The following is a 22,554-nucleotide window of genomic DNA, read 5'->3' on the forward strand; positions in this document are numbered from 1 at the left end:
CCTTAAAGTTGACTTCAAATCATTAGGTGGACATGGGTCAGGACCTCGCTGTCGATTCCGCTCCGATTGGCACTGCGACTGCTGGTCCCCACGCCGAACGGCTCTCAAAACTGGTCACAGCACAACGGGCCAGCGTGGACCGGGACACGGGCCTTGACCTCTACAGGGACATGACCCTGGGCAGGCGCTTCGAGGACAAATGCGCCGAGATGTACTACCGCGGCAAGATGTTCGGCTTTGTTCATCTGTACAACGGTCAGGAAGCTGTCAGCACCGGTGTGATCGGTGCCATGAAGCGTCAGCACGACTGGTTCTGCAGCACATACCGCGATCACGTCCATGCCTTGAGCGCCGGCGTACCCGCCCGCGAGGTCATGAGTGAACTCTTCGGCAAAGAGACCGGTTGCAGCAAAGGTCGCGGCGGTTCGATGCACCTTTTTTCCAAGGAGCATCACCTGCTTGGTGGTTTTGCCTTCATCGCTGAAGGGATCCCCGTGGCGCTCGGGTCGGCCTTCACCAGCCGGTACAAACGCGATGCCCTCGGCGATGCCTCCAGCAATGCAGTGACTGCTGCGTTCTTCGGTGATGGAACCTGCAACAACGGTCAGTTTTTCGAGTGCATGAACATGGCGCAGCTGTGGAAGCTGCCGATCATTTTCGTGGTCGAAAACAACAAGTGGGCCATCGGGATGTCCCACGACCGGGCCACCAGTGATCCAGAGATCTGGCGCAAGGCCAGCTCCTTCGGGATGGCCGGTGAGGAAGTGGATGGAATGGACGTTCTGGCGGTGCGGGCAGCAGCCCTACGGGCCGTAGAACGGGCCAGGGCCGGCGAAGGTCCGACCCTGTTGGAATGCCTGACCTATCGCTTCCGTGGGCACTCCCTCGCTGATCCTGACGAACTGCGCGCGGAGGAGGAAAAGCAGTTCTGGGCCAAGCGTGATCCCCTCAAAGCTCTGGAACGGGATCTGACAGACGCAGGCCTGGTGAATAGCGATGAACTACGCGCGATCGAGAAGGAAATCGACGGAATCGTTCAGGACTGTGTTGACTTCGCCCTCTCAGCACCAGAGCCCGACCCATCGGAACTCACGCGCTACATCTGGGCTGAAGACTGATTCAGCTGAACTGGTTCAGTTTTAAGAAGCCGGCTCCGAGCCGGCTCAGATTCCGCTCGGAAGTCGACGGGTGAGATTGCGCAGCTTCCGCAAGGCCTTGAGTTCAACTTGGCGGACACGCTCCCTGGACACTTCCATGAGACGTCCGATTTCAGCGAGGGTGTGACGTTCGTTGCCCTCAAGCCCGAAGCGCATGCGCAGAACATGCTGCTCCTGCTCACTCAAGTGACTCAGCCAGCGGCCCAGTTGTTCGTGGTGAATACGTTGCTCAACGATGTCGAGCGGCTCATCGAGGGATGAATCAGCAATCAGATCACCGAGGAAGCTGCGGCCCTCCTCGCCGTTGACTGGAGCATCCAGGCTGCTGGTGGTGAGGGCCTGGCGGAGCAGCGAATCGAGCTCATCCAAGGGAATATCCATGGCTTCAGCGATCTCCACGCGGCTGGGCATGGCGCCGAGCTTGTGGGCGAGATCAAGGCTGACCTTACGGATCGTGGTGAGCCGCTCACTCAGGTGAACCGGCAGTCGAATCGTGCGCGACTGACAAGCAATGGCTCGGGTCATGCTCTGGCGGATCCACCAGAAGGCATAAGTGGAAAATTTGTAACCCCGGGTTGGATCGAATTTTTCAACAGCACGCTCCAGCCCGAGGGAGCCCTCCTGAATCAGATCGAGCAATTCAAGACCCTTGCCCTGATATTTCTTGGCAACACTGACAACCAAACGAAGGTTGGCCTTCATCATCCGCTCTTTGGCGCGCCGACCGATCCTCAGGAGACGACGCTGCGGCGTCGTGAGTTCTCCATCCGCAAACTCGCGGGAGCCGTCTTCGGTGAGGGCCATCATGGCTTGCACCTGATTGCCCAGCTCGATTTCCTCAGCTGGTGTGAGAAGAGGGATTCTGCCAATGGTGGCGAGGTACCAACTGACAGGGTCGCTGCTGCGCCGACGTTGAGTCTCCAGCGGCTTGGATGCGGTGGACACCATGGGTGCTGCGGAAGTGTGATGACTTTCCTACGAACAGAAAGAATGTCGATGTGTTTTCAGCAACCCTTCAGATTCAGAACAGCAAATCGAAACATTTCAGATTTGCGAAAGATTTAAAACCAGCAAAAGCTCTGTGGACACAAGCAAGCCGAATGAACAAAAAGAGTCATTTGTTCAGACTTTGTTGAACATCGTTGTTTGCTTTTTCTGACACCGCGCTGCAAGGATTTTCAAACAATCCGCAATCGCCGAAGCATCACTTGATTGAGCACGACGTGCCGCCAAACCATGCAAAGCCGTGCTGGCAACAAAGCTTTCAAGCCCTGGCTGCTGCTGTGCCGCGACGACCTGAGCACCCCAACCAGTCACAAAACCGGCCAGCAGGTCGCCGAGTCCAGTGCGAGCAACCCGAGGAGACGTGCCTGTCAGCACCACCGCCGCACCCGATGAATCCGCCAGTACCGAATGCGCACCCTTCAGCAAAATGCAACAACGGCTGCAGCGTGCTGCTGCGATCACCCTCTCCAGCGCGTCACCCTCGCCACAATCAGGAAACAAACGCGCGAACTCAGCAGCGTGGGGGGTCAGCCAGGTTGGACCCTGACGCTGTAACAGCCAGCGCCACCCCTCCGGACTGGACGCCAGGGCATTGATCCCATCTGCATCGAGCACCAGCAAACCAGCGACGGTGCGCAGTTGCTCCGACCACTGGTTCCACCACCGAGACGGGTTGCCAAGCCCGGGACCGACCAACACCGCATCCAGCCGGTCTGGAATCACCCCCTCCTCCAGTTGCATCACCTCCGGCAACACCTGCCACAAATTCGATTGAAGACAGGGCGGCACAACGGCCTGAATGCAGCCGCAGCCACTGGCCATGGCCCCCCGCAGCGCGAGATGTGCTGCGCCGGGGTAGCGATCACTGCCCGCCACCACCAGACAGCGCCCCCGTTCGTACTTCATCGCTGTGGGCGGAAGCGCTGGTAACGGGGCCCGACAGGCCTCTCCAACCGGCAGACGGCGCGGCAAGACCGCAGCGGCGTTGCCCATCACCGCAGGTGGCAACCCCAGATCAATCCGCACCAACGCCCCAACCCAAGGACGGGCTGGGTCCAGACACAACCCGCGCTTCAACCAGCCAACGCTGAGGGTGACCGAAGCACAGACCGCCTGCTCCCCAAACACAGTTCCGTGGTCCGAACAAACACCTGACGGCACATCCAGGCTGATCAGCGCACCAGGCTGCAACTGCTGTCGGCACCGAAACAGATCTGCCAAGCAGTCCGGCAGCGCCCTGCTCTGACCAAGCCCGAAGATCGCGTCCAGCCACAGCGCTGCGTCGGCTGGATCCGGGTCTTGACGCAGGCGCCGAAGACCGAGCCACTCCCCATGGCGCAGATGATCTGCGGTGAGTTGCTTGCGAATGGCAAGGGGACACCACAGCGAAACCTCAATACCAGCCAGATGCAACTCCCTCGCCACCACCAGGCCATCGCCACCGTTGTGGCCCGGCCCGACCAAAACCAACACGCCATTCCGCAGCAGATCCCGGCGCTTCAGCAGCCAAGAAGCCATCGCAAGCCCCACCTTCTCCATCAATGCGGCGACGGGCATTCCGCTGTCGAACAGGCTCTGTTCCAGACCCCGCATGGACGAGGCATCCACGAGCAGATGATCGGAATCAGCGGGAGGCCACACCACTCGCAGGTTGCCGGGACCTCACTATGGAGAGAACTCCCTGCGCCGCCCATGGCCATCGGATCCACCACAACCCGCGCTGGTGAGGCCGCTCTTGAGCGTCTTAGGCAATGGCCTGGAGAGCATCGCGTGGCCGTTGGTCTCTCCGGCGGTGTCGACAGTTCCCTTACAGCGGCGCTGCTGGTGGAAGCGGGTTGGCAGGTGGAAGGCCTGACCCTTTGGCTGATGAGCGGGAAAGGAGCCTGTTGCGCTGAAGGACTGGTGGATGCGGCCGGCATCTGTGAACAGCTGGGCATTCCCCACCACGTGGTGGACACGCGGGAGACGTTCCAACAGGAGATCGTCCAACGGCTGGTGGACGGCTACCGCGATGGGATCACGCCACTGCCCTGCTCCCAATGCAATCGGTCGGTGAAATTTGGACCGATGCTCAATTGGGCCCTCCAAGAGCGGAACCTGCCCCGCATCGCCACCGGCCACTACGCCCGGATCCGTCATGGGGGCGATCAACAGCGTCATCAGTTGCTGCGGGGCCTCGACGGTCGCAAGGACCAGAGCTATTTCCTCTACGACCTTCCCCAGGAGGTCTTGGGACGCATCGTTTTTCCCTTGGGAGAACTAACGAAGCCCGACACGCGGCTCGAAGCTGCCCGACACGGTCTGCGTACTGCAGAGAAACCAGAAAGCCAGGATCTCTGCCTGGCGGACCACCACGGATCCATGCGGGCGTTCCTGGATGCCTATCTGCCACCCCGCCAAGGGGAGATCGTGCTGGGCGATGGAACCGTTGTGGGCGAGCACGACGGCATCGAACACTTCACCATTGGTCAGCGCAAGGGGCTGGGTGTGGCCTGGCGAGAGCCGCTTCACGTCATCCGCCTTGACGCTGCGATGAATCGGGTGGTCGTCGCTCCTCGCGCCGAAGCGGGCCGAGACAGCTGCGTGGTGGGCGCGGTGAACTGGGTCTCAATCGACCCCATCCAGGCCCCACAAAACATTGAGGTTCAGGTGCGTTATCGCAGTGCACCGGTGCGTGCAGAGCTGGTCCCCCTGGAGGCCACCGAGGCAGATCAGCAACGGGAGAGGCCTCACCGCTGCCGTTTGACCTTTGAAGAGGAGCAGTTCTCCATCACCCCAGGACAAGCTGCGGTCTTCTACGACGGTGAAGTCGTGCTCGGTGGAGGGCTGATCCAACGGGAGTAAGCCGTGGCGCGCTTACGAACCTGAATGACGGTCTGCGCCACGCCAGGGGCCTCAGGTGGAAGCAACCATTCCACCCTTCCATCAGCCGAAATCAGCGCACTCGGACCAGTGTTGCCAACGCTGAGCAAATCGCGTCCGCTCTCGATCGCCCTTAACTGAGCCAGAGCCAGGAACTGCTTCTGCAACTGACGGGGATAAGGGTCGAGGTTGGCAATCGCGAGGAGCCAGGTAGCGCCATTTGCAGCGGCGCGTGCCAGTGCCAGGCCATCAGCAATCTCATAACAAATGGCCACAGCAGCCGGGGGCTCAACCACGGCCATCGTGCGGGGAGCCGGGCCAGGGGCCAAACCACCCACCGCAGACAATCCCGCCGTCAGGCCGGCAGGCAGCGGGGGCATCCATTCCCCGATCGGCACCAAACGATGCTTATCAGCCAGGGGAACGGGAAACCGGTCCGGCGGCTCGTACAGCAACAGAGAACTGCGTTGCTGACCTCGCACCCAACGAAATCCACCACTGATCAGGGGAATGTCTGGAGCCTCCGGCGGCACCAGAAAATTCGCAGGCAGAGCCCCTTCCGGAGCCACTACAGCGACAACGTCGTTCTTCTCCAGCTGACGCATCGCATCCACCAGCCGCGTGGGCAACGCCTGTTGACGCTCCAGATTGAATTTTTCTCGTGTCGGAACAGCGGGCTGCCAGACCCCCATTGCGACGGACCCGACCGACGGCGGCGTCGCCCACAACAGCAGGCTCCCCAACCCATGGGCCAGCAGCACGCTGGCCAATCCGATCAGACCCCAGCGTCGCCAAGCCGCGGGCTGCTCGAACAGCGCCAGCAGGCAACAGCCCCACCACAACTGCAGCAACGTCAACCCTCCGGAGCCGAACCAGCGGGCCACCCCCGCCAAGGGGCGGTCCCAGGGCAGGGTGGTGCCGCCGACGCCGATCCAGAACAGCGGTGACCCCGACAGCACCAGCTCAGCCAGGGCCCAGAACCCAGCCAGCAGCAGCATCCGCACAGGACGCGGCCAGCGGCGAGGCAGCCGCCGCGCCAGAACAGACCACCCGGCGACGAGCAGAGCGGCAAGGATGCCGCAGGCCAGCCAGAGGGACAGCGCCACAGGCAGGCTGAGCGCGGTGGGGACTCCCATCCAGGTGAGCGGATGCAGGGCCAGCAACCAGCCGTGGCTGATCAAAACGGCAAGCAGAGCCCAAAAAGCCGACCAACGGGGGCGCTCAACCACGGACCAGAGCAGCGCCAGAGCAGGAACCATCAGCAGTGGCCCGCCCAGGGATGGAGCCACTCCAGCCAGAACGCCCCCGAGCAGAGCGCGCCATCCGGGATGCAGTTGGTGATTGCCCATGGTCAGCAGTCCCAGCCGGGGGCATCCTGGATCGGACCCGCCCGCCTGTCGCTATGGATCCCGCGAATCCTCTTCAGCAGTTGCTGCTGCGCGGCCTGGGGACGACCACCCTCGTCGCTGAACGTCTACGAGGCGTCACCCAGAACTGGGTCAGCAGTGGCCGGCTTGATCCGAATGAAGCCTCCGCCCTGGTGGATGACGTGCTCAAGGCACTCCGCGGTGAAACGCCCGAACTGGAGCAGCAGATGGGGCGCAACCTGGAAAGAAATCGCGACAACCTGCTCCAAGATTTTGGCGTTCCCAGTCAGAAGGAAGTGGATGAACTGCGAGGACGCATTGATCGGCTTGAGCAGCAGCTGCGGCAGATGAACCGGCCTGAGTGAACACCGGCGATGCGGACCAGAGGCCAGAATTGGAGCAACAGAAGCCTTTCCGTGCGCGACATCATCATCAGCACAACGGTCTGCGTGGCCTGCCTTCTCCTGGCCTTGGTCAGCCAGATCGTGGCCCCCTCCACTGTGGACGCCGCCCCCGTACAGCCAGCTGCCGTGCGGTCCGAGGCTTCGAAACCACAACGGGCCTTGAGCTTCGAACTCGACCCCGACGACCCCAATCCGACCCTGTTTGCCATGGCCAACGATTCCGCTCGCGCCGATGCTTCGGCCCTCGGCGGCCCGCTCGATGCCCCTGACACCACCATCACAGCCAGTGGTCTGAAAATCACTGAGCTGGAGGTGGGCACAGGTGAGGAGGCAAGTGCAGGCCAGACGGTGGTGGTGCACTACCGCGGCACCCTGGAGGACGGACAGCAGTTCGATGCCAGCTACGACCGGGGCACCCCCTTCAGCTTCCCCCTTGGTGCTGGCCGGGTGATCAAAGGATGGGATGAAGGTGTCGCCGGAATGAAAGTGGGCGGCAAACGCAAGCTGGTGATCCCCTCCGACCTGGCCTATGGCACCCGGGGCGCCGGTGGGGTGATTCCTCCCAATGCAACCTTGATTTTCGAGGTGGAACTGCTCGACGTGAAGAAGTGAGCGGAAGCTAGGCTCAACCCAAGCCAATTCCGCTCTGAACCGATGCTGCGCACGGCCCTTTCCGCCATTGCATATGCCCTTCCTGCCCCCGTGGCAGAAGCCCATTGCGACGGTCCTTGTGGTGTTTACGACCCGGCTTCCGCTCGTGTGGCAGCCGAAGCAGTGCTGTCCATGACCAAGAAGCTGAAGGGCCTTGAGGCCCCCGCCGCGGGTGACGCGGCTGCTTTGGCCGCCTACAACAACACCTTCGGTCGCTACGTCGCCATTAAGGAAGAGGAAGCACAGAAGACCAAGAAAGAGTTGTTGATCCTCTGGACCGACTACTTCAAGCCCGACCACCTGGCCACCTTCCCTGATCTGCACGACACCTTCTGGAAAGCAGCCAAGCTCTGCAGCGCCTGCAAGGTGAACATCGATCAGGCCAAGGCAGAGGAGCTGATGGCCGCCGTTGAAAAAATCCACGGCATGTTCTGGCAGTCCAAGGGTCGTTCCGACGCCTGGGTCACCGCATCCTGAGTTCGAACAGGTCCAATGCCCCTATCGCAGCAGCAGGCCTTCGGGATCTGTTGCTGCTTTTTTGTGGCCGTCGGCTGCTGCTACGCATCGAAGGGCGATCGATGCAGCCCACACTTGAACCGGGAGACCGTGTTCTGGTTAGGCGTCTGAACTCGAGCTCGACCCTGCGTTTGGGATCCGTGCTCGTGACATGGCATCCACAGCGATCGGACATTCGTCTGATCAAACGCCTCAACAGAATTGAACCCAACGGGTTGTGGTTGCTGGGAGATCACCAAGCCGAAAGCACCGATAGCCGCCAACTCGGGACGGTGGCGACAAGCTTGCTGATCGGGGAGGTGGTGGCTCGTCTCACCACCAGAGGGTCAGAACAAGACCGGTGAGGTCTTCTGAAGCCAGATCGCCCCAGTGATGATCGAAAGAGCTCCGGTGCCACCAACAAGGAAAGGCATCAGCCGGGCACCACTGCGCAGGGTGAGGAAGGACACCACCGAAACCACGGCCACCATGGCGCCGATGGATCCAAGCAGATAAGCCACCAAATAGCCCACAGCAGCGTGAGGCGGCAGAGCCAGGGCAGGAATCACCGCCAGCAGGTGACTGGCACCCGCCAATCCATGCAGCAAGCCCAGCCCTGAGGATGCATGGACGTGACGGCGGTGGTTGCTGGCACCGCGCACATGCAGGTGGAGATGACGATGCTCATGGGAACCGTCATGAAGATGATCATGGGTGTGCAGTTCAAGACCGAACGCGGTGCGGACCGCCAGAGCACCCACCACCAGCAGGGCCACACCCACAAGGAATTCCGCCCAAGACGACATGGCCTCCACATGGGCCAGGTCTTTGAGGCCAATGGCGATCAGGGCCAGAACCACGACTCCGGCGGAGTGACCGGCCCCCCAGGCCATGGCATGCCGAAAGGCCGACAGAGGCTTGTTCAGGGAGAAGGGCGCCATCGCCACCAGGTGATCTGCACCACCCACAACGTGCACGGCCCCGGCGGCAATGCCGGTCAAAAGGCTAATCAGCACAAAGAACCGCCTGAATGTCTCAATTCTGCATCAGCAGGAAGAAGCCATCGGCGTTATCAAGCCTGGATCAGTTGCACCAGACCCGCCTCAATATCCGGCTGCCGCATGAGAGCTTCCCCCACAAGCACCGCACCTGCACCGGCGGACTGAACCCGATCGAGATCAGAACGGCTGAACAGACCCGACTCACTCACAAGCAGCGCCTCCTCTTGCTTCAACCGGTCATCGAATTCGTTGAGCAGCCGCTCAGTCGTACCGAGATCCGTCTCAAAGCTGGTGAGATCGCGATTGTTGATTCCGATCAAGGGGAACCCACCAATGTTGAGCACCCGGTCCAGTTCAGTGGCGTCGTGGACTTCCACCAGCACCGTGAGGTCCAGAGCCGCTGCGGCCTTGTTCAGATAGCGAAGATCCTGGTCCGACAGGATGGCAGCGATCAGCAGCACCGCATCAGCCCCCGCGGCCCTGGCCTGAAACAGCTGATACGGACTGAGCACAAACTCCTTGCAGAGCAGAGGAAGGTCGACGGCCCGGCGAACCTCCACCAAAACATCGAAGCCCCCCTGAAAAAAGGTCTTGTCGGTGAGCACCGAGAGACAACTCGCGCCGCCGGCGGCATAGGCCTTGGCAATCGCGACCGGATCAAAATCCTCGCGAATCACTCCTTTGCTGGGACTCGCTTTTTTGACCTCAGCAATCACCGCCGGTTTCTTGGCGGCAGCCTGAAGAGCTCCAAGAAAATCCTTCGTAGGAGGCAGCTTGGCAATCTGCTGCTTCAGCTTGTCCAGGGGGACCTTGTCGCGGGCCGCATCAATCTCACGGTCTTTTTCCCAGACAATTTTCTCGAGGATGTGACGCGGCTCCTCTTCATCGTGAGGCACCGCATATTCGAGATGAGCAACCCTCACCTTGGGATTGGGGGGACGACGGCGGAACTCCATAGATCAGGGCAAAGCTTGAACGAGAAACGGGTGCGTGGGATCAGGCGGCCAACTGGGCGGCAGCCTGTTTGTAAGCAACTTCCACCACCTCACTAAGGGTGGGGTGTGTGTGCACTTCAGTGGCGAGCTGACGAACGCTCTGACGCCGGGCGACAGCATTGGCAACCTCCTGGATCAGATCAGCGGCATGAAGCCCATAGATGTGGGCCCCCAGCACTTCACCGCTGGTCTTGTTGAACAGCAGCTTCATCAGGCCGTCACTATCCAGTTCAGCCAGAGCTTTGGAATTGGCTTTGAAATAGCTGCGAACGGACCCGAGCTGGAACCCATCCTTCTCGGCCAGGGCTTTGGCATCCGCTTCGGTCAGACCCACAGAGCTGATCTCAGGATGAGTGAAGGTGGCTGCCGGAATGCTGCGGTAGTCGATCTCGCGCGCGTGGCCAAGGATGTTGTCCACCGCCACGGTGCCTTGTGCAGCAGCGGTATGCGCCAGCATCAGCTTGCCGGTCACATCACCCACGGCCCAGAGATGGGACAGCGGCTCACCGTTGACCAGCACCCGCATGGCGTCGTCAATCGGAACAAAGCCCCGGTTCGTCTCCACATTGAGAGACTCCAAGTTGAGGCCCTTGCTGCTGGGAACGCGCCCCGTGGCCACCAGTACGGCATCCACCTCAAGGGTCTCCACCAGTTCACGGCTGTTGAAATCAGCCAGTTCGATCTTCACGGGGCAACCCGGGGTGACCTTGCGGGCCAGGACTCCGGAGCGGGCATCGATATCGCGTCCGTCGATCAGATGACGGCCTGCGATCTTGGCGATGTCTGGATCAAAGGTGGGCATCACCTTGTCCATCGCCTCAATCATCGACACTTCACAACCGAGTGCGGTGTACACATCAGCGAATTCAAGGCCGATGTAACCGCTGCCGATGATGGCAATCCAACGGGGTAACCACTCCAGATTGATGGCCTCGTCACTGGTAAAGACCGTGCGCCCATCGGTTTCGATTCCAGGCGGCACAAAGGGGTCCGATCCTGTGGCGATGATGACGTCCTTAGCGGTCAGAACCCTGTCGACGCCGCTGGGTTCCCGCAGCCCGACTCTCTGGCTGCCCTCGAGACGGCCATGGCCCCTGAGGATTGTCACCCCAGCCCGTTCCAGGGTCTTGGTGAGATTGGTCCGGATGGTTTGAACGAGCTGATTGGCGTGGTCAGCGATCTTTTGCCGCTCGAAACGCACAGGAGCGGCATGAATTCCAAAGCTCGACAAGTGCTTGTCGTCTGCCAGCTCCCGCACCTTTCCGCTGGCGGCAAGCAACGCCTTGGAGGGAACGCAGCCCCTGTTCACACAGGTGCCTCCCATGTCGCGGGATTCAACAATCGCCGTCTTCAGGCCATGGTCGGCGGCATGTTTGGCGGCATCGAAGCCGCCATAGCCGGCACCGATAACAATGACGTCGAAGTCGAAGCTGGCGTCGCTCACCCGAACTGCTGCGATGTGGCGGTCATTGTCGCTCTTCGCCGCTCCAGGAGGAGAGGAACCGCGGCAGACGCCACATTCAAGGATTCAACGCGTGAGCTGTGGGGAAGCGTGACGGCATGGGTACAGCAGGCCTGCAGATCCGGATGCAGGCCTGCACCCTCGGTTCCCAGCACCAGCGCCGTCGGCCGTCTCCAGTCGAGATCCCAGTAGGGAGATGGGGGGTCACCTTTCGTCGGATCCGGTACCAGGGTGGCTACCACCTGCAATCCCGACGCCACCAGCTGCTGGAGTTGCTGCTGAAGCAGCTGGATCGCCATCTCTTCGCTGGGGCCAAAGCGTTGATGCGGCAGTTGAAGCAGAGCACCAGCAGACGCCCGCAGAACTTTCGTCCCCAGGGGGTCAACACCACCGCCCATCCAGACCGCGTTCACATCAGCGGCAAGCGCCGTCCTCAACAACGTGCCCAAGTTGCCCGGATCCTGAATGCGATCCAGAACCAGGACGAAGTCCAACACCGACGGAACGGTGGGCAAAGCCTTCAGTGGGCTCAGACAGGCGACGCCATCGGGTGTGACCGTTGTTAGCGCTGCCCGCAACACCTCATCGGTGACAATCCGCCATCGCGCCTGGGAACAACGTTCGGCGAGTTCCGGATGACGCTCCAGCCAGACCTCCGTTGCGATGATTTCCTCCGGCGCCTTCCCTCGCGCCAGAAGCTCTTGCAAGAGATGGGTGCCCTCCAGGAGCAACAGTCCTTCGGCCTCACGCCCAACACGGGTAGCCAAGCTTCTAAGACGCTTGACCAAGGGATTGCGTCGGCTGCTGATCAGGGGGGAGGAGGATTCCAGAGAACGAATCAGAACTCTGCGTGTTTACGCACGTTCAAGCCTTTGTGAACGCTGAGATTTTCGCCTTCGAGCTCAAGCCCATTAATGGCTGCGATTTCGCCCTTAATCCCTTCCGCCGCAAGATTTTCAATCAGCTTTTTAATGACCTGATCTTCCACAGTCGTGTGGTCGATGGAGTCGGGGGTTAGAAGCTCAATGAACTTTCCAACCTTGGAAGCAACCACCTCCGAGGCGTTGGAGATCTTGAGAACGATCATTGTTGCCGGGAGAAGCTTGACTTCCGACAAACTAGTGCGGATGGGGAGACTTGAACTCCCACGATGTTGCCACCACTAGTACCTGAAACTAGCGCGTCTACCAATTCCGCCACATCCGCTGGCGTGTCGAGATTCGACCGGATGAACATAGGGCATCACCGATCCCTAGATCCAACACCCTGGAAGCAAACTGTCCAGTTTGAACGCCGGCCGTCTAGACGGTCTCAGAGAGTATTGGCAAAATCCTCTCATCGGGGATCAGGCAATTGATGATGGCTGTTGCAGAAGCGTCTCAGGAGAGTCTCAAGCAACGCCTGAACGTCAGTGGCGGCCACGACCTGAACGGCACGCTTCGCGTCAGCGGGGCGAAGAACTCCGCGCTGGTGCTGATGACGGCCAGCCTCCTGAGTCAAGAGACCATTGAACTCACCAATATTCCTGCCCTGACAGACATCGATGGCATGAGTGCCATCCTTGAATCGCTGGGAGTGCAGGTTGATCGAGCCTCTGACCGCATTCGCCTTACCGCCTCCGAACTGAGTGGTTCAGCTCCGCCCTACGAACTGGTCAACAGCCTGCGCGCCAGTTTCTTCAGCATCGGACCTCTGCTGGGACGGCTGGGACATGCGCGGGTTCCCCTTCCAGGGGGATGCCGCATCGGAGCACGTCCTGTCGTCGAACACATCCGCGGCCTGAAAGCCCTCGGCGCCATCGTCAATGTGGAGCATGGGATCGTCACGGCGTCCGTTCCGGGCAGTAAAAAACGCCTGTCAGGGGCTCAGATCGTTCTCGACTGTCCCAGCGTCGGAGCCACGGAAACCATCTTGATGGCCGCCGTTTTGGCGGAAGGGGTCTCAAAAATTGAAAACGCCGCCCAGGAGCCTGAAGTGCAGGACCTGGCCAACCTGCTCAACACAATGGGAGCTCGCGTCACCGGAGCTGGTGGCCCGGTGATCACCATTGAAGGGGTGGAACAGCTCCGAGGGTGCAGCAACTATCCGGTCATACCCGACAGGATCGAAGCTGGAACTTTCCTGATGGCTGCAGCGATCACTCGCTCACAACTGGTGGTAGAGCCCGTTGTTCCGGAGCATCTCAGCGCTGTGATCCAGAAGCTCCGGGACTGCGGCTGCTCCATCGATATCACCGGGAGGTCCGTCACGATCACACCAGGTGAGATCACCGCTGTGGACATCACCACCCAACCTTTCCCAGGGTTCCCAACCGATCTTCAGGCACCGTTCATGGCCCTGATGTGCACGGCCAAAGGAACAAGTGTGATCAGCGAAAAGATCTACGAAAACCGTCTGCAGCATGTGGCCGAACTTCAGCGCATGGGAGCGTCCATACGTCTCAAGGGCAGCACTGCCATCGTTGAGGGGGTGGCCCAGCTCAGCGGGGCCCCCGTCACCGGCACAGACCTTCGTGCAGCCGCTGCCATGGTGCTGGCAGGCCTTTCAGCCAAAGGCATCACCGAGGTGTCTGGCCTGAAACACCTCGACCGGGGTTACGACGACCTCGAAAGCAAGCTCAGCGCTGTGGGTGCTGAGGTGAAGCGCAACATCCCCTGAAGCGGGGCCCTTCAATCAATACAATCCCTGTGCGGGAGCCTGGCGGAATTGGTAGACGCAGCTGACTCAAAATCAGCCGGCCACTGGTCTTGGGGGTTCAAGTCCCCCGGCTCCCATCCATCCGCTGTGATGAACACCTACGGCCGTTTTCCTCTGGCTTTGGCCAAAGGGAAGGGTTGTTGGGTCAAAGACACGCAAGGTCGGAGATACCTCGATGCGGTCGCTGGCATCGCGACCTGCACGCTGGGCCACAGCGACAGGGCAATGCATCGCGCTCTGCGCAGACAGCTGGGACGACTCCAGCACGTATCAAATCTCTATCAGATTCCTGAACAGGAGCAGCTGGCGAGGTGGCTGGTGAACCACAGCTGCGCCGACAGCGTGTTCTTCTGCAATTCCGGCGCCGAAGCCAATGAAGCCGCCATCAAGCTGGCTCGTAAACATGGCCATCAACGTCGAGGCATTGAACAGCCCGTGATCCTCACGGCGGCAGCCAGCTTCCATGGCCGCACCCTCGCTGCTGTTACAGCCACTGGTCAACCCAAATACCACAAGGGTTTTGAACCCATGGTGACCGGGTTTGATTACTTCCCCTACAACGATCTCTCGGCCCTAGAAGCCCTGATCAACCGCTATGAACAAGCCGGCCCCTCCATCGCGGCTGTGCTGGTGGAACCCCTCCAAGGGGAAGGTGGCGTCAATCCCGGAGACCGCGCGTTCTTCTCACGCTTGCGCGAGATCTGCACACAACGGAACATCCTGCTGATTCTCGACGAGGTGCAGGTGGGCATGGGACGAAGCGGCCGCTTGTGGGGCTACGAACAACTGGGCATTACCCCTGACGCCTTCACCCTGGCCAAGGGGCTGGGGGGTGGCCATGCCATCGGCGCCCTGCTGGTGAACGCATCAGCTGACGTGTTCGAACCCGGAGACCACGCCAGCACTTTTGGCGGCAATCCCTTCGCGTGCCGGGCCGGGTTGACGGTGGCGACCGAGATCGAACGGCGGGGGCTACTCAACAACGTCACAGCCCGCGGTGAACAGCTGCGCGACGGACTCCAAGAACTGGTGAAATGTTTCCCAGAGCACCTGGAAACAGTGCGGGGTTGGGGCCTACTGCAAGGCATCGTGATCCGTGAAAGCAGCAGCTGGAAGGCGCCTCAGCTGGCTCAAGCCGCCATTGATCAAGGCCTTCTGCTGGTAGCGGCCGGGCCCTCCGTGCTGCGCATGGTTCCCCCCCTGACCATCAACCAGCGCGAGATCCGCGAACTGCTGCGCCGTCTGGCGGCGACCCTCTCCAGCCTCAGCTGAGTGGATGAGCTCTCTGATCTGATCCCACGCTTCGACCTGCGTGGCATGGATCTGCAGTTGGATCGCATGCATGCGGCCCTCCACGACCTTGACCATCCATGTCAGGCGGTTCCCGCGATTCAGGTGCTTGGCACCAACGGGAAGGGGTCCATCGTCAGCTTTCTGGAATCAGCCCTCTGTGCCGCAGGACTCCGCTGCGGGGTCACCACCTCCCCGCACCTGGTGAGCTGGTGCGAACGGATTCGGATCCAGGGAGAGCCGATTGCCGTTGAAACGCTGCGATCCCAGTTGCAGGCTCTCCAACCCCTCAACGAACGGCATCGGCTGACCCCCTTTGAACTGCTCGTGACCGCAGCATTTTTGGAATTTCAACGGCACGCCTGTGAACTCCTGGTGCTGGAAGTAGGCCTGGGGGGACGGCTTGACGCCACAACAGCGCATCCCCACCGGCCCGTGATTGCCGTCGCCAGCATTGGACTGGATCACTGCGAACACCTGGGCAACAACCTCACCGCCATCGCGATGGAGAAGGCGGCGGCGATCCCCCCGTACGCCACCGTGATCAGCGGGGCACAAGATCCCGCCGTGCAGACCGTCCTGGACGAAACGTGCCGAAAGCAGCAGGCCAACCTGACGTGGGTGCAGCCCCTGGAATCATCCTGGGAGCTGGGCCTGGCAGGAGAAATCCAGAGAAGCAACGCCGCTGTAGCCCTTGGAGCTTTAAAGGCCTTGTCGAGCTTGGGCTGGACCCTGCCTGAGGCAGTGATCCGTGAGGGGTTCGCGACAGCCCGCTGGCCCGGTCGTCTGGAGACCGTGCGTTGGAGGGAACACCGGCTTCGCCTTGACGGAGCTCACAATCCACCCGCCGCGGTGCAGCTGGCCGAGGAACGCGTTCATTGGACCAGCGCATCCATAGGTGTGGTCTGGATCCTGGCCATTCAGGCCCACAAGGATGCTGCCGCCATGCTCCAGGCCTTGCTACAGCCCCAGGACCAAGCCTGGATCATTCCAGTACCGGGCCACAAAAGCTGGTGCCGAGCGGCCCTCCTCAAGGAACTCCCAGACCGCGGCAACCAGTTGCAAGAGGCCGACAGCCTTGAAACTGTGCTGAACCAACTCAACAGCGATGGATGGCCAACGCCGATGCCAATTGTTGCCGGATCGCTGTATCTGATCGGGGACCTGTTCGCTCGCGGCGTTGTAACGGCAGAGTGAACGCAGCTTGCGCGTGGACTGTGCTGCGAATTTCCTGGCTGCTGAGCCTTCTCATGCCCCTCCTGTTGATGGGAACTCCGGCCCAAGCCCTGGACACCTCCGCCGGGGTGGGGTTGCAGGACAGGGCCTTGTTCCAGGAAAAGGTGGATTACACGCTCACCAACCAAAGCAACGGAGATTTCCAGGGACAGAACCTGGCCAACACATCCTTTGCAGGAGCCGTTGGCCGCGGCGCGAATTTCCAAGGCGCCAACCTCCATGGGGCGATCCTCACCCAGGGGGCCTTTGCCGAAGCTGATTTCCGCGATGCTGATCTCTCCGATGCATTGATGGATCGCGCCGACTTCGTGGACACCGATCTACGCAACGCCGTGCTCACGGGGATCATCGCGTCAGGCAGCAGCTTCAGTAATGCCCAGATCGAGGGGGCTGATTTCACCGACGCCCTGCTCGATCGTGATGATCAACGCCGGCTTTGTCGGGAGGCGGAGGGCATCAACCCCAGCACCGGAGTCGCCACCTTCGACAGCCTCGGATGCTGATCGTCAGAGGCGCTCCTCCCAGCCCCGCAGCTTGCCTGGATTGAGCAGACCAGCGGGATCAAAGCGGTGCTTGGCCGCCACCTGATCAGCGTCGATGACGCCAAGGCCGCCATCCTCCACCGTGATCACATGGGGGTTGAACAGCACGGCACCCACTGCCCTGCAGTCGTCCATCAATCGGTCCAGCTGCTCAGCCCCCCGCCACCGCACCAGCGGCAGGGCGGCCAAGCGTGGACAGCCCTGCTGGCGCACAAGCTCGAGATGCCAGATCAGGTCGTCTCCCCACCGCTGCCTCAACGCTGCAATTGCTTGAGCCTCCGGCTGCGGCAACAGCATCTGCAGGTAGGTCCATCCCGGCTCTGAGGCCCGCACATGCAGGGTGGTGTGATTCCAGCTCAGCTCACGCAATCCATTGCCCCCTGAGAGATCTTCAGGCCCGAGATCCCGCAGGGTGGCCCCGGCTGACTGCACCATTCGTTGCAGGCTGGTGAGCCCATCCGGCGCGACGAGCAACAGCAACCTGTGGGCAGATACGGCAGGACCTCCCCAACTGGGCATCCGCGACAGCAGCGGCTGTTCAAGCAGGGTTCCTAGATGAAGATCCAAGGCGGATGCCGCGACCCTGTGCATCAACTCAATCGCCTGCTCCCAACGCTCGCAGTCCACACTCACCTGTTGCCAGTTGACCACTGGAGCGGTGGCCAATCTGAGGGCCGTAATGATGCCGTTCGTGCCGTAGGCATGGTTCAACGCTTCGGCATCCAGCTCGCCGATCTGATGGCGTTGGGCATCGGGACGGAGCGGTACGACCTCCATCCCGAGCAAATGGCCTGGATCGCGCAAAAAGCCCCAGCGCAACGAACCGATGCCACCGGAGCCCCCAGCAACGAAGCCACCGATGGTGGCGCTGCGCCAGGTGCTCGGCATCAAGCGCAGCTGGCGCCCATACCTGCGCAGCTCCTGATCCAGATCGCGCATCACACACCCCGGTTCCACGGTGACCACCCCCGTCGCCGCATCAATTGATCGGATCTGACGCAGGGATGTGGTGAGCATCACCACGCCTCCTTGCAGGGGCACACATTGGCCGTAATTCCCCGTACCGGACCCGCGCAGGGTCAGGGGAACCTGATGCTCGGCGCAGGCTGAGGCAAGCCGTTCAACGGCCTCCACAGTGCGAGGCCGGGCCACCAAGTCAGCACGACATGGTTCCAGTCGTGGTGTCAAAACCGGGGAGTACTCGAAGGCATCCCGTGAAAAACGCTGAAGGTCTGCTGGTTCAGCCAACAGCTCAAGATCAGGAACAGCGCTCAGGGCTTGCCGCAGGGCGATTAAGGCTTCGGCGCGACCCATGACGGTGCTGAACTCTGGTCAGGGTCTAGCGCCCGGAGACGACACCCAGTGGCCGTTTACGAGAACCTGGCGCTGCGGGGGACATCGCATCAGATCCGACCATCCCTGGCCCTCCATGCAGATCAGATCCGCAGGAGCACCAGCCCGCAGCACCCCATCCCATTCCAGTTGAAGAATGGCCGGCGGTGCCGTCGTGAAGGGGGCCAGGCCCAGGCGCTGCCACGGCAACAACTGGGTCAACGGCATCGACGCGGCCAGCAGGGCCAATGGATCGAAATCGCCTCCGGGGAACCAGGGGTCGGCCACGTTGTCACCCGCTACCGCCACCGTGACGCCACAGCGTTGCAACTGACGGATCGGGGCTTGCGGACGCTGAAGCGGGGTGGCGTCGTCCGATCGCGCTAGCAACCAGGCATTGGTGAGGGGTAGTGCGATCACGCGGAGCTGTGCTGCCGCCATGCGCTCTCCCAACCTTGCCAAGCGTGGAGGCGGCAGCAGAGAAAGACTGCTGGCATGGCTGCAGGTGACAGGAACCTGGACGGGCACGCGCCGCAGAGCCTTCAGCAGCTGAACCATGCCCTCGGCCGGGCCATGGTCGGCCTCATCAATGTGCAAATCAACGCCGCAGCTGTGGCGATCGGCAAGGCGCAACAACTCCTCCAGCTGATGGGTCACCGCAGCCGATCCACAGGGAGGGGTGAGAACACCACCGAGGCAGCCACCACTGGCGGCGACGCGACGTGCCAAATCCTCCGCTTCAGCTGAACACCAGAACTCCAGGGGAACAAGTGCCACCAGCTGAAGATCGATGCGGCTGCGCCAGCGCTGCTGAAGGGTGAGCAGTGCCTCCCAGCTGGGCTCGGCACCGGGACCACCACTGTCGACATGACTACGCATGGCACGCAGCCCATGGCCGAATGCCCTCTCCAACGCACGCTCCCCGCGCTGGAGAACGGATGCCACGGTTCGGGTGTTGTGCTCCTGCAGGTTGGCGTCCAGGGCACCTCCATAGCTGCCGCTGAGGTTGGGGTGCTCCTGCCAGGTGTAGGCCTTGTCCAGATGAACGTGGCAGTCCACCAATCGCGGCAGCACCATCCGCGATGGTGGCGACTGATCAGCCGTCAGGGGCCTGGGCTCAAGCAGACGTCCCTGATGCCAGGCGAGCCGCACAGGCGTCAGCCCCTGTTTCTGGATTGCTGGCAGGGGTGTCGCAGGGTCGAAATCAACCAGCCCCAGGGGAACCCAAGCCTCAAGGACACCACTCTCAGACTGTGACTGGAGCGACTGGGCATCCGTCACTCCTCTGCACCGTTGATGGCGTCGGTTCTGAGGATCACAAAACGACCTGCCACACCAAGGCTCAGCACATCGAAGCCGGGCAGACGCAGCCCCGGCAACAACTCCTTCCCTTCCATGCGGGTGGAATACAAGCTGGCCACCCCTAGGTTGCGACGGGTGGTGAACTGACCGGCCAGCACCGCCAGAGCATCCCGCTGAGAGGCAATCAACTCAGGGCAATTGCGAATCCAAAGACGCAGCACCATGGGCAGGGTCGGTGCCTCGCACAGTTCCTGGGTGCCCAACTTGACCAACTGGGCCCCGGCATGGGCCTCGTAATCGTCGATGGACGGATTGGAGAACACCAGCGACAGCACACCAGCCATGGCGACACCCCCCGTCAACAGCGCCAGTGCAGGCACACGTTGCGGACGCGATGAAGGGGACACCAGGCAGGCTGCGGCTCGTGTTGGTAGATTCTCACGGACGCGGCGGGCGTCGCCAAGTGGTTAAGGCAGCGGCTTGTGGCGCCGCTATTCGGGGGTTCGAATCCCCTCGCTCGCCCTTTTTCAAGTATCAACCAAGGCTCTCAGCAGAGGTTCAGCACTCCAGCGAATTGGGTCGGTGCAGGGCAAACCCAGAACTTGACTCACCCGATCAATCTCGGCCGTTGCCTGACGCTCATCAAGGCGTGCCGTGTTGAGGGCAACGGCAGCCACCTTGGCTGAAGCGCCTGCGCCATCAGGCCGTGCCCAACTGGCTAAGGCTTCCGTGGTGGCCACCAACGATGCAAGGTCGGGGAGAGGGATCTGAGGCAACCGATCGATGCTCTGCTGGCCGGCCCGATGCACCAGCAAGAGGGCGGTCGGCTGGGTTCCGCGCAACAGGGGCAAGGTGGCTGTTGAAGCGGGGTGACACAGCGAGCCCTGCCCCTCCACAAGCACGAGACCCTGCTCGGGCAGAGCATCCGCCGCCCGAAGCACCGCCGCCTCCACGGCACCCGCTGCGTAATCCACCCGAACAGCATCAAGGGCAACCCCTTCGCCACTGATCAGAATTCCCGCCTGCCCCGTCCCAACAAATCGCGCGGGAATCCCTGATCGCTGGGCCGCTTCCAGCAGAGCCAGGCATGCGCTCATCTTGCCCACCGCCATGTCGGTTCCAACCGCCAAAAGGCGTCGACAGGGAAGCGCTGCAGCCCGTGCTTGGCCGATGCCGAGAGCCTCCGGCTCCCGTCGGAGATCCCAGATCCAGCGGTTGGTCCAGCAGGCTTCTGCCAATGCCGGATCATCGGCCAGATAGGTATGGAGTCCACTGGCGAGGTGGAGTCCTGCGCGCAACGCCGACAGGGCATCGTGGCGAACAGAATCCGGCAGCCGCCCACCAGAGGGAGCCAAACCAACCACAGCTGCCTCCGGGTGATACGGAAGCGCCGCGGCCAAATCCGCCACCACCGGCACGTCTCGCTCGATGCCGGTGACCTGCTGTAGGGGCTCGCCGGCATGGTCTGGATCAATCACCGCGACGATCGGGCCGGCACGGTGGCGCAGCATGGCTAGACCGGTCTTGCCAGTGAGACTGGCCAAACCGCCGTGCTGGAGCAGCACCAAGCGCATCTTTCGAAATCCTGGCGGCGCCTGAATCCCGCTCATAAAGCTGCTGTGCTTTCACGCACACCGATAGCAGTGCAGCTCAAGGCCTGACTGCCGCGGGGCGAATCCCCAATCCAGACGTCGATGAAGGGTGCAAGCGATCGTCCTGCAGATCCAGACCAGCGAATGGATCGTCAACCAAGTTGAGATGGCTGTCGAGATCGGGCCAACGAATCAGGGGCAGCAACTGGGCCGCAGCACCGTTCAGCAGTGAGCTGTCGGAATAACAGCCCACCATCAGGTCCAAACCCTTCCGCTGCGCCACCTGGGCCATCAGCAGGGCCTGACTAAGCCCCCCGGTCTTCAGAAGCTTGAGATTCACACCGTCCACCACCGGTGCCAGGCGCAGCAGATCCTCCAGATCCCAGCAGCTTTCATCCGCCACAAGAGGCATCGGGCAGTGCGGATGCAGTGCCGCGAAGCCCGCCGTATCGCACGCCTGATCCAGATCGGGAGCCAGGGGTTGCTCCAGCAGGACCACCTGGTGTGTTGTCAGGGGCTCCAGCATCCGCTTGGCCTGATCCACGGTCCAGCCGCCGTTGGCATCCACCTGCAGTTCCATCGCCAGCCCCTGCCGCTGGGACCGCTCCGTGATGGCCTGGGCCACCGCCTCGAGCAGGCTCCGGTCGTGGTCCAACCCATCGGGACTGCCCAACTTGAGCTTCACCCGCGTCGCCGGCAGCTGGGTCCACCAGCGGTCCAGACGATTCAGCACTGAAGCAACAGAAGCCAGTCCGAGGGTGACGCTGGTGGCGACCCCGGTCGCTCCATCGAGACCCCAGAGGCGCCACAACGGGTGGCCAAGCCGTTGCCCATGCCAGTCCCACAGGGCCAGGTCTATGGCACAACGGGCCGGCGGACTCAAGGGCGTCAACAGAGGCTCAAACCGTTGCGGACGGTCGGGATCCAAAGCATCCAATTGCGGCAGCAACGCAAGCAGCTCCTCTTCCACTGCCTCGAGCGCAAAGGCACGATGACCGGTCTCGAATCCACCCGTCTCGCCGCGACCGATCAGACCATCCCGGTCAAGCTTGAGCTCCAAGCGCACCACAGATGCTGTGGTACCCCGGCTGATCGTGAGGGGCACAGCCTTGGTGAGCGAAAACCGCCTGAGGGCCCAGCCCATCAACACCCGAGCACCAATCC

Annotated in this window: 23 protein-coding genes and 3 tRNA genes; 12 read left to right on the forward strand and 14 right to left on the reverse strand. The window is 61.7% G+C overall.

Features of this window, described 5'->3' with window-relative positions:
- Positions 1-32 precede the first annotated feature (32 nt).
- A complete protein-coding gene (pdhA, locus tag FZZ92_RS07155; protein ID WP_226422908.1) occupies positions 33-1,118 on the forward strand; it encodes a pyruvate dehydrogenase (acetyl-transferring) E1 component subunit alpha in 1,086 nt (361 codons plus the stop codon).
- Positions 1,119-1,163: 45 nt separating this feature from the next.
- Here pdhA and FZZ92_RS07160 read toward each other — a convergent pair whose 3' ends face one another.
- Together FZZ92_RS07160 and FZZ92_RS07165 are read right to left on the reverse strand one after the other, a co-directional pair.
- A complete protein-coding gene (locus FZZ92_RS07160) occupies positions 1,164-2,105 on the reverse strand; it encodes an RpoD/SigA family RNA polymerase sigma factor (RefSeq protein WP_166016786.1) in 942 nt (313 codons plus the stop codon).
- A gap of 174 nt (positions 2,106-2,279) precedes the next feature.
- A complete protein-coding gene (locus FZZ92_RS07165; protein WP_226422909.1) occupies positions 2,280-3,803 on the reverse strand; it encodes an NAD(P)H-hydrate dehydratase in 1,524 nt (507 codons plus the stop codon).
- A 51-nt stretch (positions 3,804-3,854) separates the two neighbouring features.
- Here FZZ92_RS07165 and mnmA point away from each other — a divergent pair, with 51 nt between their 5' ends.
- Entirely contained in the window at positions 3,855-5,006 is a 1,152-nt protein-coding gene (mnmA, locus tag FZZ92_RS07170; RefSeq protein WP_226397852.1) for a tRNA 2-thiouridine(34) synthase MnmA, read from the forward strand.
- On the opposite strand, the gene lnt is transcribed toward mnmA, so the two are convergent.
- A complete protein-coding gene (lnt, locus tag FZZ92_RS07175) occupies positions 4,958-6,373 on the reverse strand; it encodes an apolipoprotein N-acyltransferase (RefSeq protein WP_226397853.1) in 1,416 nt (471 codons plus the stop codon). The two genes, mnmA and lnt, sit on opposite strands and share 49 nt — an antisense overlap.
- A gap of 53 nt (positions 6,374-6,426) precedes the next feature.
- Between lnt and FZZ92_RS07180 the strand changes: the two genes are divergently transcribed.
- From FZZ92_RS07180 to sodX, 4 genes are read left to right on the forward strand one after another with little or no spacing between them, the layout of a single operon-like run.
- On the forward strand, positions 6,427-6,756 hold the full coding sequence (locus FZZ92_RS07180) for a phasin family protein (protein WP_115023741.1): 330 nt from the start codon (positions 6,427-6,429) through the stop codon (positions 6,754-6,756).
- A gap of 51 nt (positions 6,757-6,807) precedes the next feature.
- Positions 6,808-7,407: an FKBP-type peptidyl-prolyl cis-trans isomerase gene (locus FZZ92_RS07185; RefSeq protein WP_115023743.1), complete on the forward strand. Its 600-nt coding sequence runs from the start codon at positions 6,808-6,810 to the stop codon at positions 7,405-7,407.
- A gap of 42 nt (positions 7,408-7,449) precedes the next feature.
- Complete coding sequence (gene sodN, locus FZZ92_RS07190; RefSeq protein ID WP_115092894.1) at positions 7,450-7,923, forward strand: superoxide dismutase, Ni; 474 nt, start codon at positions 7,450-7,452, stop codon at positions 7,921-7,923.
- A gap of 50 nt (positions 7,924-7,973) precedes the next feature.
- Entirely contained in the window at positions 7,974-8,306 is a 333-nt protein-coding gene (sodX, locus tag FZZ92_RS07195) for a nickel-type superoxide dismutase maturation protease (protein WP_226397854.1), read from the forward strand.
- On the opposite strand, the gene FZZ92_RS07200 is transcribed toward sodX, so the two are convergent.
- The 6 genes from FZZ92_RS07200 to FZZ92_RS07225 all read right to left on the reverse strand — a co-directional run bounded on the left by FZZ92_RS07200 (position 8,289) and on the right by FZZ92_RS07225 (position 12,605).
- Entirely contained in the window at positions 8,289-8,957 is a 669-nt protein-coding gene (locus tag FZZ92_RS07200) for a hydantoin utilization protein A (RefSeq protein ID WP_115023746.1), read from the reverse strand. The two genes, sodX and FZZ92_RS07200, sit on opposite strands and share 18 nt — an antisense overlap.
- Positions 8,958-9,013: 56 nt before the next feature.
- Positions 9,014-9,898, reverse strand: a complete 885-nt coding sequence (gene trpC / locus FZZ92_RS07205) for an indole-3-glycerol phosphate synthase TrpC (RefSeq protein ID WP_226397855.1) — start codon at positions 9,896-9,898, stop codon at positions 9,014-9,016.
- 40 nt (positions 9,899-9,938) lie between these two features.
- Positions 9,939-11,381 carry a dihydrolipoyl dehydrogenase gene (gene lpdA, locus FZZ92_RS07210; RefSeq protein ID WP_226422910.1) on the reverse strand — a complete coding sequence of 481 codons (1,443 nt, stop codon included), beginning with the start codon at positions 11,379-11,381 and terminating at the stop codon, positions 9,939-9,941.
- On the reverse strand, positions 11,378-12,166 hold the full coding sequence (locus FZZ92_RS07215) for an RNA methyltransferase (protein ID WP_226397857.1): 789 nt from the start codon (positions 12,164-12,166) through the stop codon (positions 11,378-11,380). The genes lpdA and FZZ92_RS07215 overlap by 4 nt, the downstream gene beginning before the upstream one ends.
- A gap of 71 nt (positions 12,167-12,237) precedes the next feature.
- Entirely contained in the window at positions 12,238-12,486 is a 249-nt protein-coding gene (locus FZZ92_RS07220) for a hypothetical protein (protein ID WP_115024300.1), read from the reverse strand.
- A gap of 35 nt (positions 12,487-12,521) precedes the next feature.
- Positions 12,522-12,605 (reverse strand) — tRNA-Leu (locus FZZ92_RS07225).
- A 150-nt stretch (positions 12,606-12,755) separates the two neighbouring features.
- Between FZZ92_RS07225 and murA the strand changes: the two genes are divergently transcribed.
- The 5 genes from murA to FZZ92_RS07250 all read left to right on the forward strand — a co-directional run bounded on the left by murA (position 12,756) and on the right by FZZ92_RS07250 (position 17,125).
- The gene (gene murA, locus FZZ92_RS07230) at positions 12,756-14,057 is read left to right on the forward strand and encodes a UDP-N-acetylglucosamine 1-carboxyvinyltransferase (RefSeq protein ID WP_226422911.1); all 1,302 of its coding nucleotides are present in this window, start codon (positions 12,756-12,758) and stop codon (positions 14,055-14,057) included.
- A gap of 33 nt (positions 14,058-14,090) precedes the next feature.
- Positions 14,091-14,173, forward strand: a tRNA-Leu gene (locus FZZ92_RS07235).
- A 13-nt stretch (positions 14,174-14,186) separates the two neighbouring features.
- Complete coding sequence (locus tag FZZ92_RS07240) at positions 14,187-15,368, forward strand: aspartate aminotransferase family protein (RefSeq protein WP_226397859.1); 1,182 nt, start codon at positions 14,187-14,189, stop codon at positions 15,366-15,368.
- Positions 15,369-16,583 carry a dihydrofolate synthase gene (locus tag FZZ92_RS07245; protein ID WP_226397860.1) on the forward strand — a complete coding sequence of 405 codons (1,215 nt, stop codon included), beginning with the start codon at positions 15,369-15,371 and terminating at the stop codon, positions 16,581-16,583.
- 53 nt (positions 16,584-16,636) lie between these two features.
- Positions 16,637-17,125 (forward strand): pentapeptide repeat-containing protein, encoded by a 489-nt coding sequence (locus FZZ92_RS07250; RefSeq protein WP_226397861.1) that lies wholly within the window; start codon positions 16,637-16,639, stop codon positions 17,123-17,125.
- 3 nt (positions 17,126-17,128) lie between these two features.
- Here the strand turns inward: FZZ92_RS07250 and FZZ92_RS07255 are convergent, their stop codons facing one another.
- The 3 genes from FZZ92_RS07255 to FZZ92_RS07265 are packed head-to-tail and all read right to left on the reverse strand — an operon-like array spanning position 17,129 to position 20,142.
- Positions 17,129-18,478: an FAD-binding oxidoreductase gene (locus tag FZZ92_RS07255; protein WP_226422912.1), complete on the reverse strand. Its 1,350-nt coding sequence runs from the start codon at positions 18,476-18,478 to the stop codon at positions 17,129-17,131.
- Between the two features lie 18 nt (positions 18,479-18,496).
- Positions 18,497-19,777 carry an amidohydrolase family protein gene (locus FZZ92_RS07260; RefSeq protein ID WP_226397863.1) on the reverse strand — a complete coding sequence of 427 codons (1,281 nt, stop codon included), beginning with the start codon at positions 19,775-19,777 and terminating at the stop codon, positions 18,497-18,499.
- A complete protein-coding gene (locus FZZ92_RS07265) occupies positions 19,774-20,142 on the reverse strand; it encodes a DUF4359 domain-containing protein (protein WP_226397922.1) in 369 nt (122 codons plus the stop codon). The genes FZZ92_RS07260 and FZZ92_RS07265 overlap by 4 nt, the downstream gene beginning before the upstream one ends.
- Before the next feature lie 105 nt (positions 20,143-20,247).
- Here FZZ92_RS07265 and FZZ92_RS07270 point away from each other — a divergent pair.
- Positions 20,248-20,320, forward strand: a tRNA-His gene (locus FZZ92_RS07270).
- 5 nt (positions 20,321-20,325) lie between these two features.
- On the opposite strand, the gene FZZ92_RS07275 is transcribed toward FZZ92_RS07270, so the two are convergent.
- Positions 20,326-21,408, reverse strand: a complete 1,083-nt coding sequence (locus FZZ92_RS07275; RefSeq protein WP_226422913.1) for a DUF1611 domain-containing protein — start codon at positions 21,406-21,408, stop codon at positions 20,326-20,328.
- A 40-nt stretch (positions 21,409-21,448) separates the two neighbouring features.
- Positions 21,449-22,534 (reverse strand): dipeptide epimerase, encoded by a 1,086-nt coding sequence (locus FZZ92_RS07280; protein WP_226397865.1) that lies wholly within the window; start codon positions 22,532-22,534, stop codon positions 21,449-21,451.
- Between the last annotated feature and the right edge of the window lie 20 nt (positions 22,535-22,554).

It is taken from the genome of Synechococcus sp. MU1611 (genome assembly GCF_020514255.1).
Classification (GTDB): Bacteria; Cyanobacteriota; Cyanobacteriia; order PCC-6307; family Cyanobiaceae; genus Parasynechococcus.

Coding starts and splice junctions, on each gene's coding strand:
- pdhA (WP_226422908.1), top strand. CDS start 33: ATGGGTCAGGACCTCGCTGTCGATTCCGCTCCGATTGGCACTGCGACT.
- FZZ92_RS07180 (WP_115023741.1), top strand. CDS start 6,427: ATGGATCCCGCGAATCCTCTTCAGCAGTTGCTGCTGCGCGGCCTGGGG.
- FZZ92_RS07255 (WP_226422912.1), bottom strand. CDS start 18,478: ATGGGTCGCGCCGAAGCCTTAATCGCCCTGCGGCAAGCCCTGAGCGCT.
- murA (WP_226422911.1), top strand. CDS start 12,756: ATGATGGCTGTTGCAGAAGCGTCTCAGGAGAGTCTCAAGCAACGCCTG.
- trpC (WP_226397855.1), bottom strand. CDS start 9,898: ATGGAGTTCCGCCGTCGTCCCCCCAATCCCAAGGTGAGGGTTGCTCAT.
- FZZ92_RS07265 (WP_226397922.1), bottom strand. CDS start 20,142: ATGGCTGGTGTGCTGTCGCTGGTGTTCTCCAATCCGTCCATCGACGAT.
- FZZ92_RS07160 (WP_166016786.1), bottom strand. CDS start 2,105: ATGGTGTCCACCGCATCCAAGCCGCTGGAGACTCAACGTCGGCGCAGC.
- FZZ92_RS07275 (WP_226422913.1), bottom strand. CDS start 21,408: ATGAGCGGGATTCAGGCGCCGCCAGGATTTCGAAAGATGCGCTTGGTG.
- FZZ92_RS07220 (WP_115024300.1), bottom strand. CDS start 12,486: ATGATCGTTCTCAAGATCTCCAACGCCTCGGAGGTGGTTGCTTCCAAG.
- lnt (WP_226397853.1), bottom strand. CDS start 6,373: ATGGGCAATCACCAACTGCATCCCGGATGGCGCGCTCTGCTCGGGGGC.
- FZZ92_RS07240 (WP_226397859.1), top strand. CDS start 14,187: ATGAACACCTACGGCCGTTTTCCTCTGGCTTTGGCCAAAGGGAAGGGT.
- mnmA (WP_226397852.1), top strand. CDS start 3,855: ATGGCCATCGGATCCACCACAACCCGCGCTGGTGAGGCCGCTCTTGAG.
- FZZ92_RS07280 (WP_226397865.1), bottom strand. CDS start 22,534: ATGGGCTGGGCCCTCAGGCGGTTTTCGCTCACCAAGGCTGTGCCCCTC.
- sodN (WP_115092894.1), top strand. CDS start 7,450: ATGCTGCGCACGGCCCTTTCCGCCATTGCATATGCCCTTCCTGCCCCC.
- FZZ92_RS07250 (WP_226397861.1), top strand. CDS start 16,637: ATGCCCCTCCTGTTGATGGGAACTCCGGCCCAAGCCCTGGACACCTCC.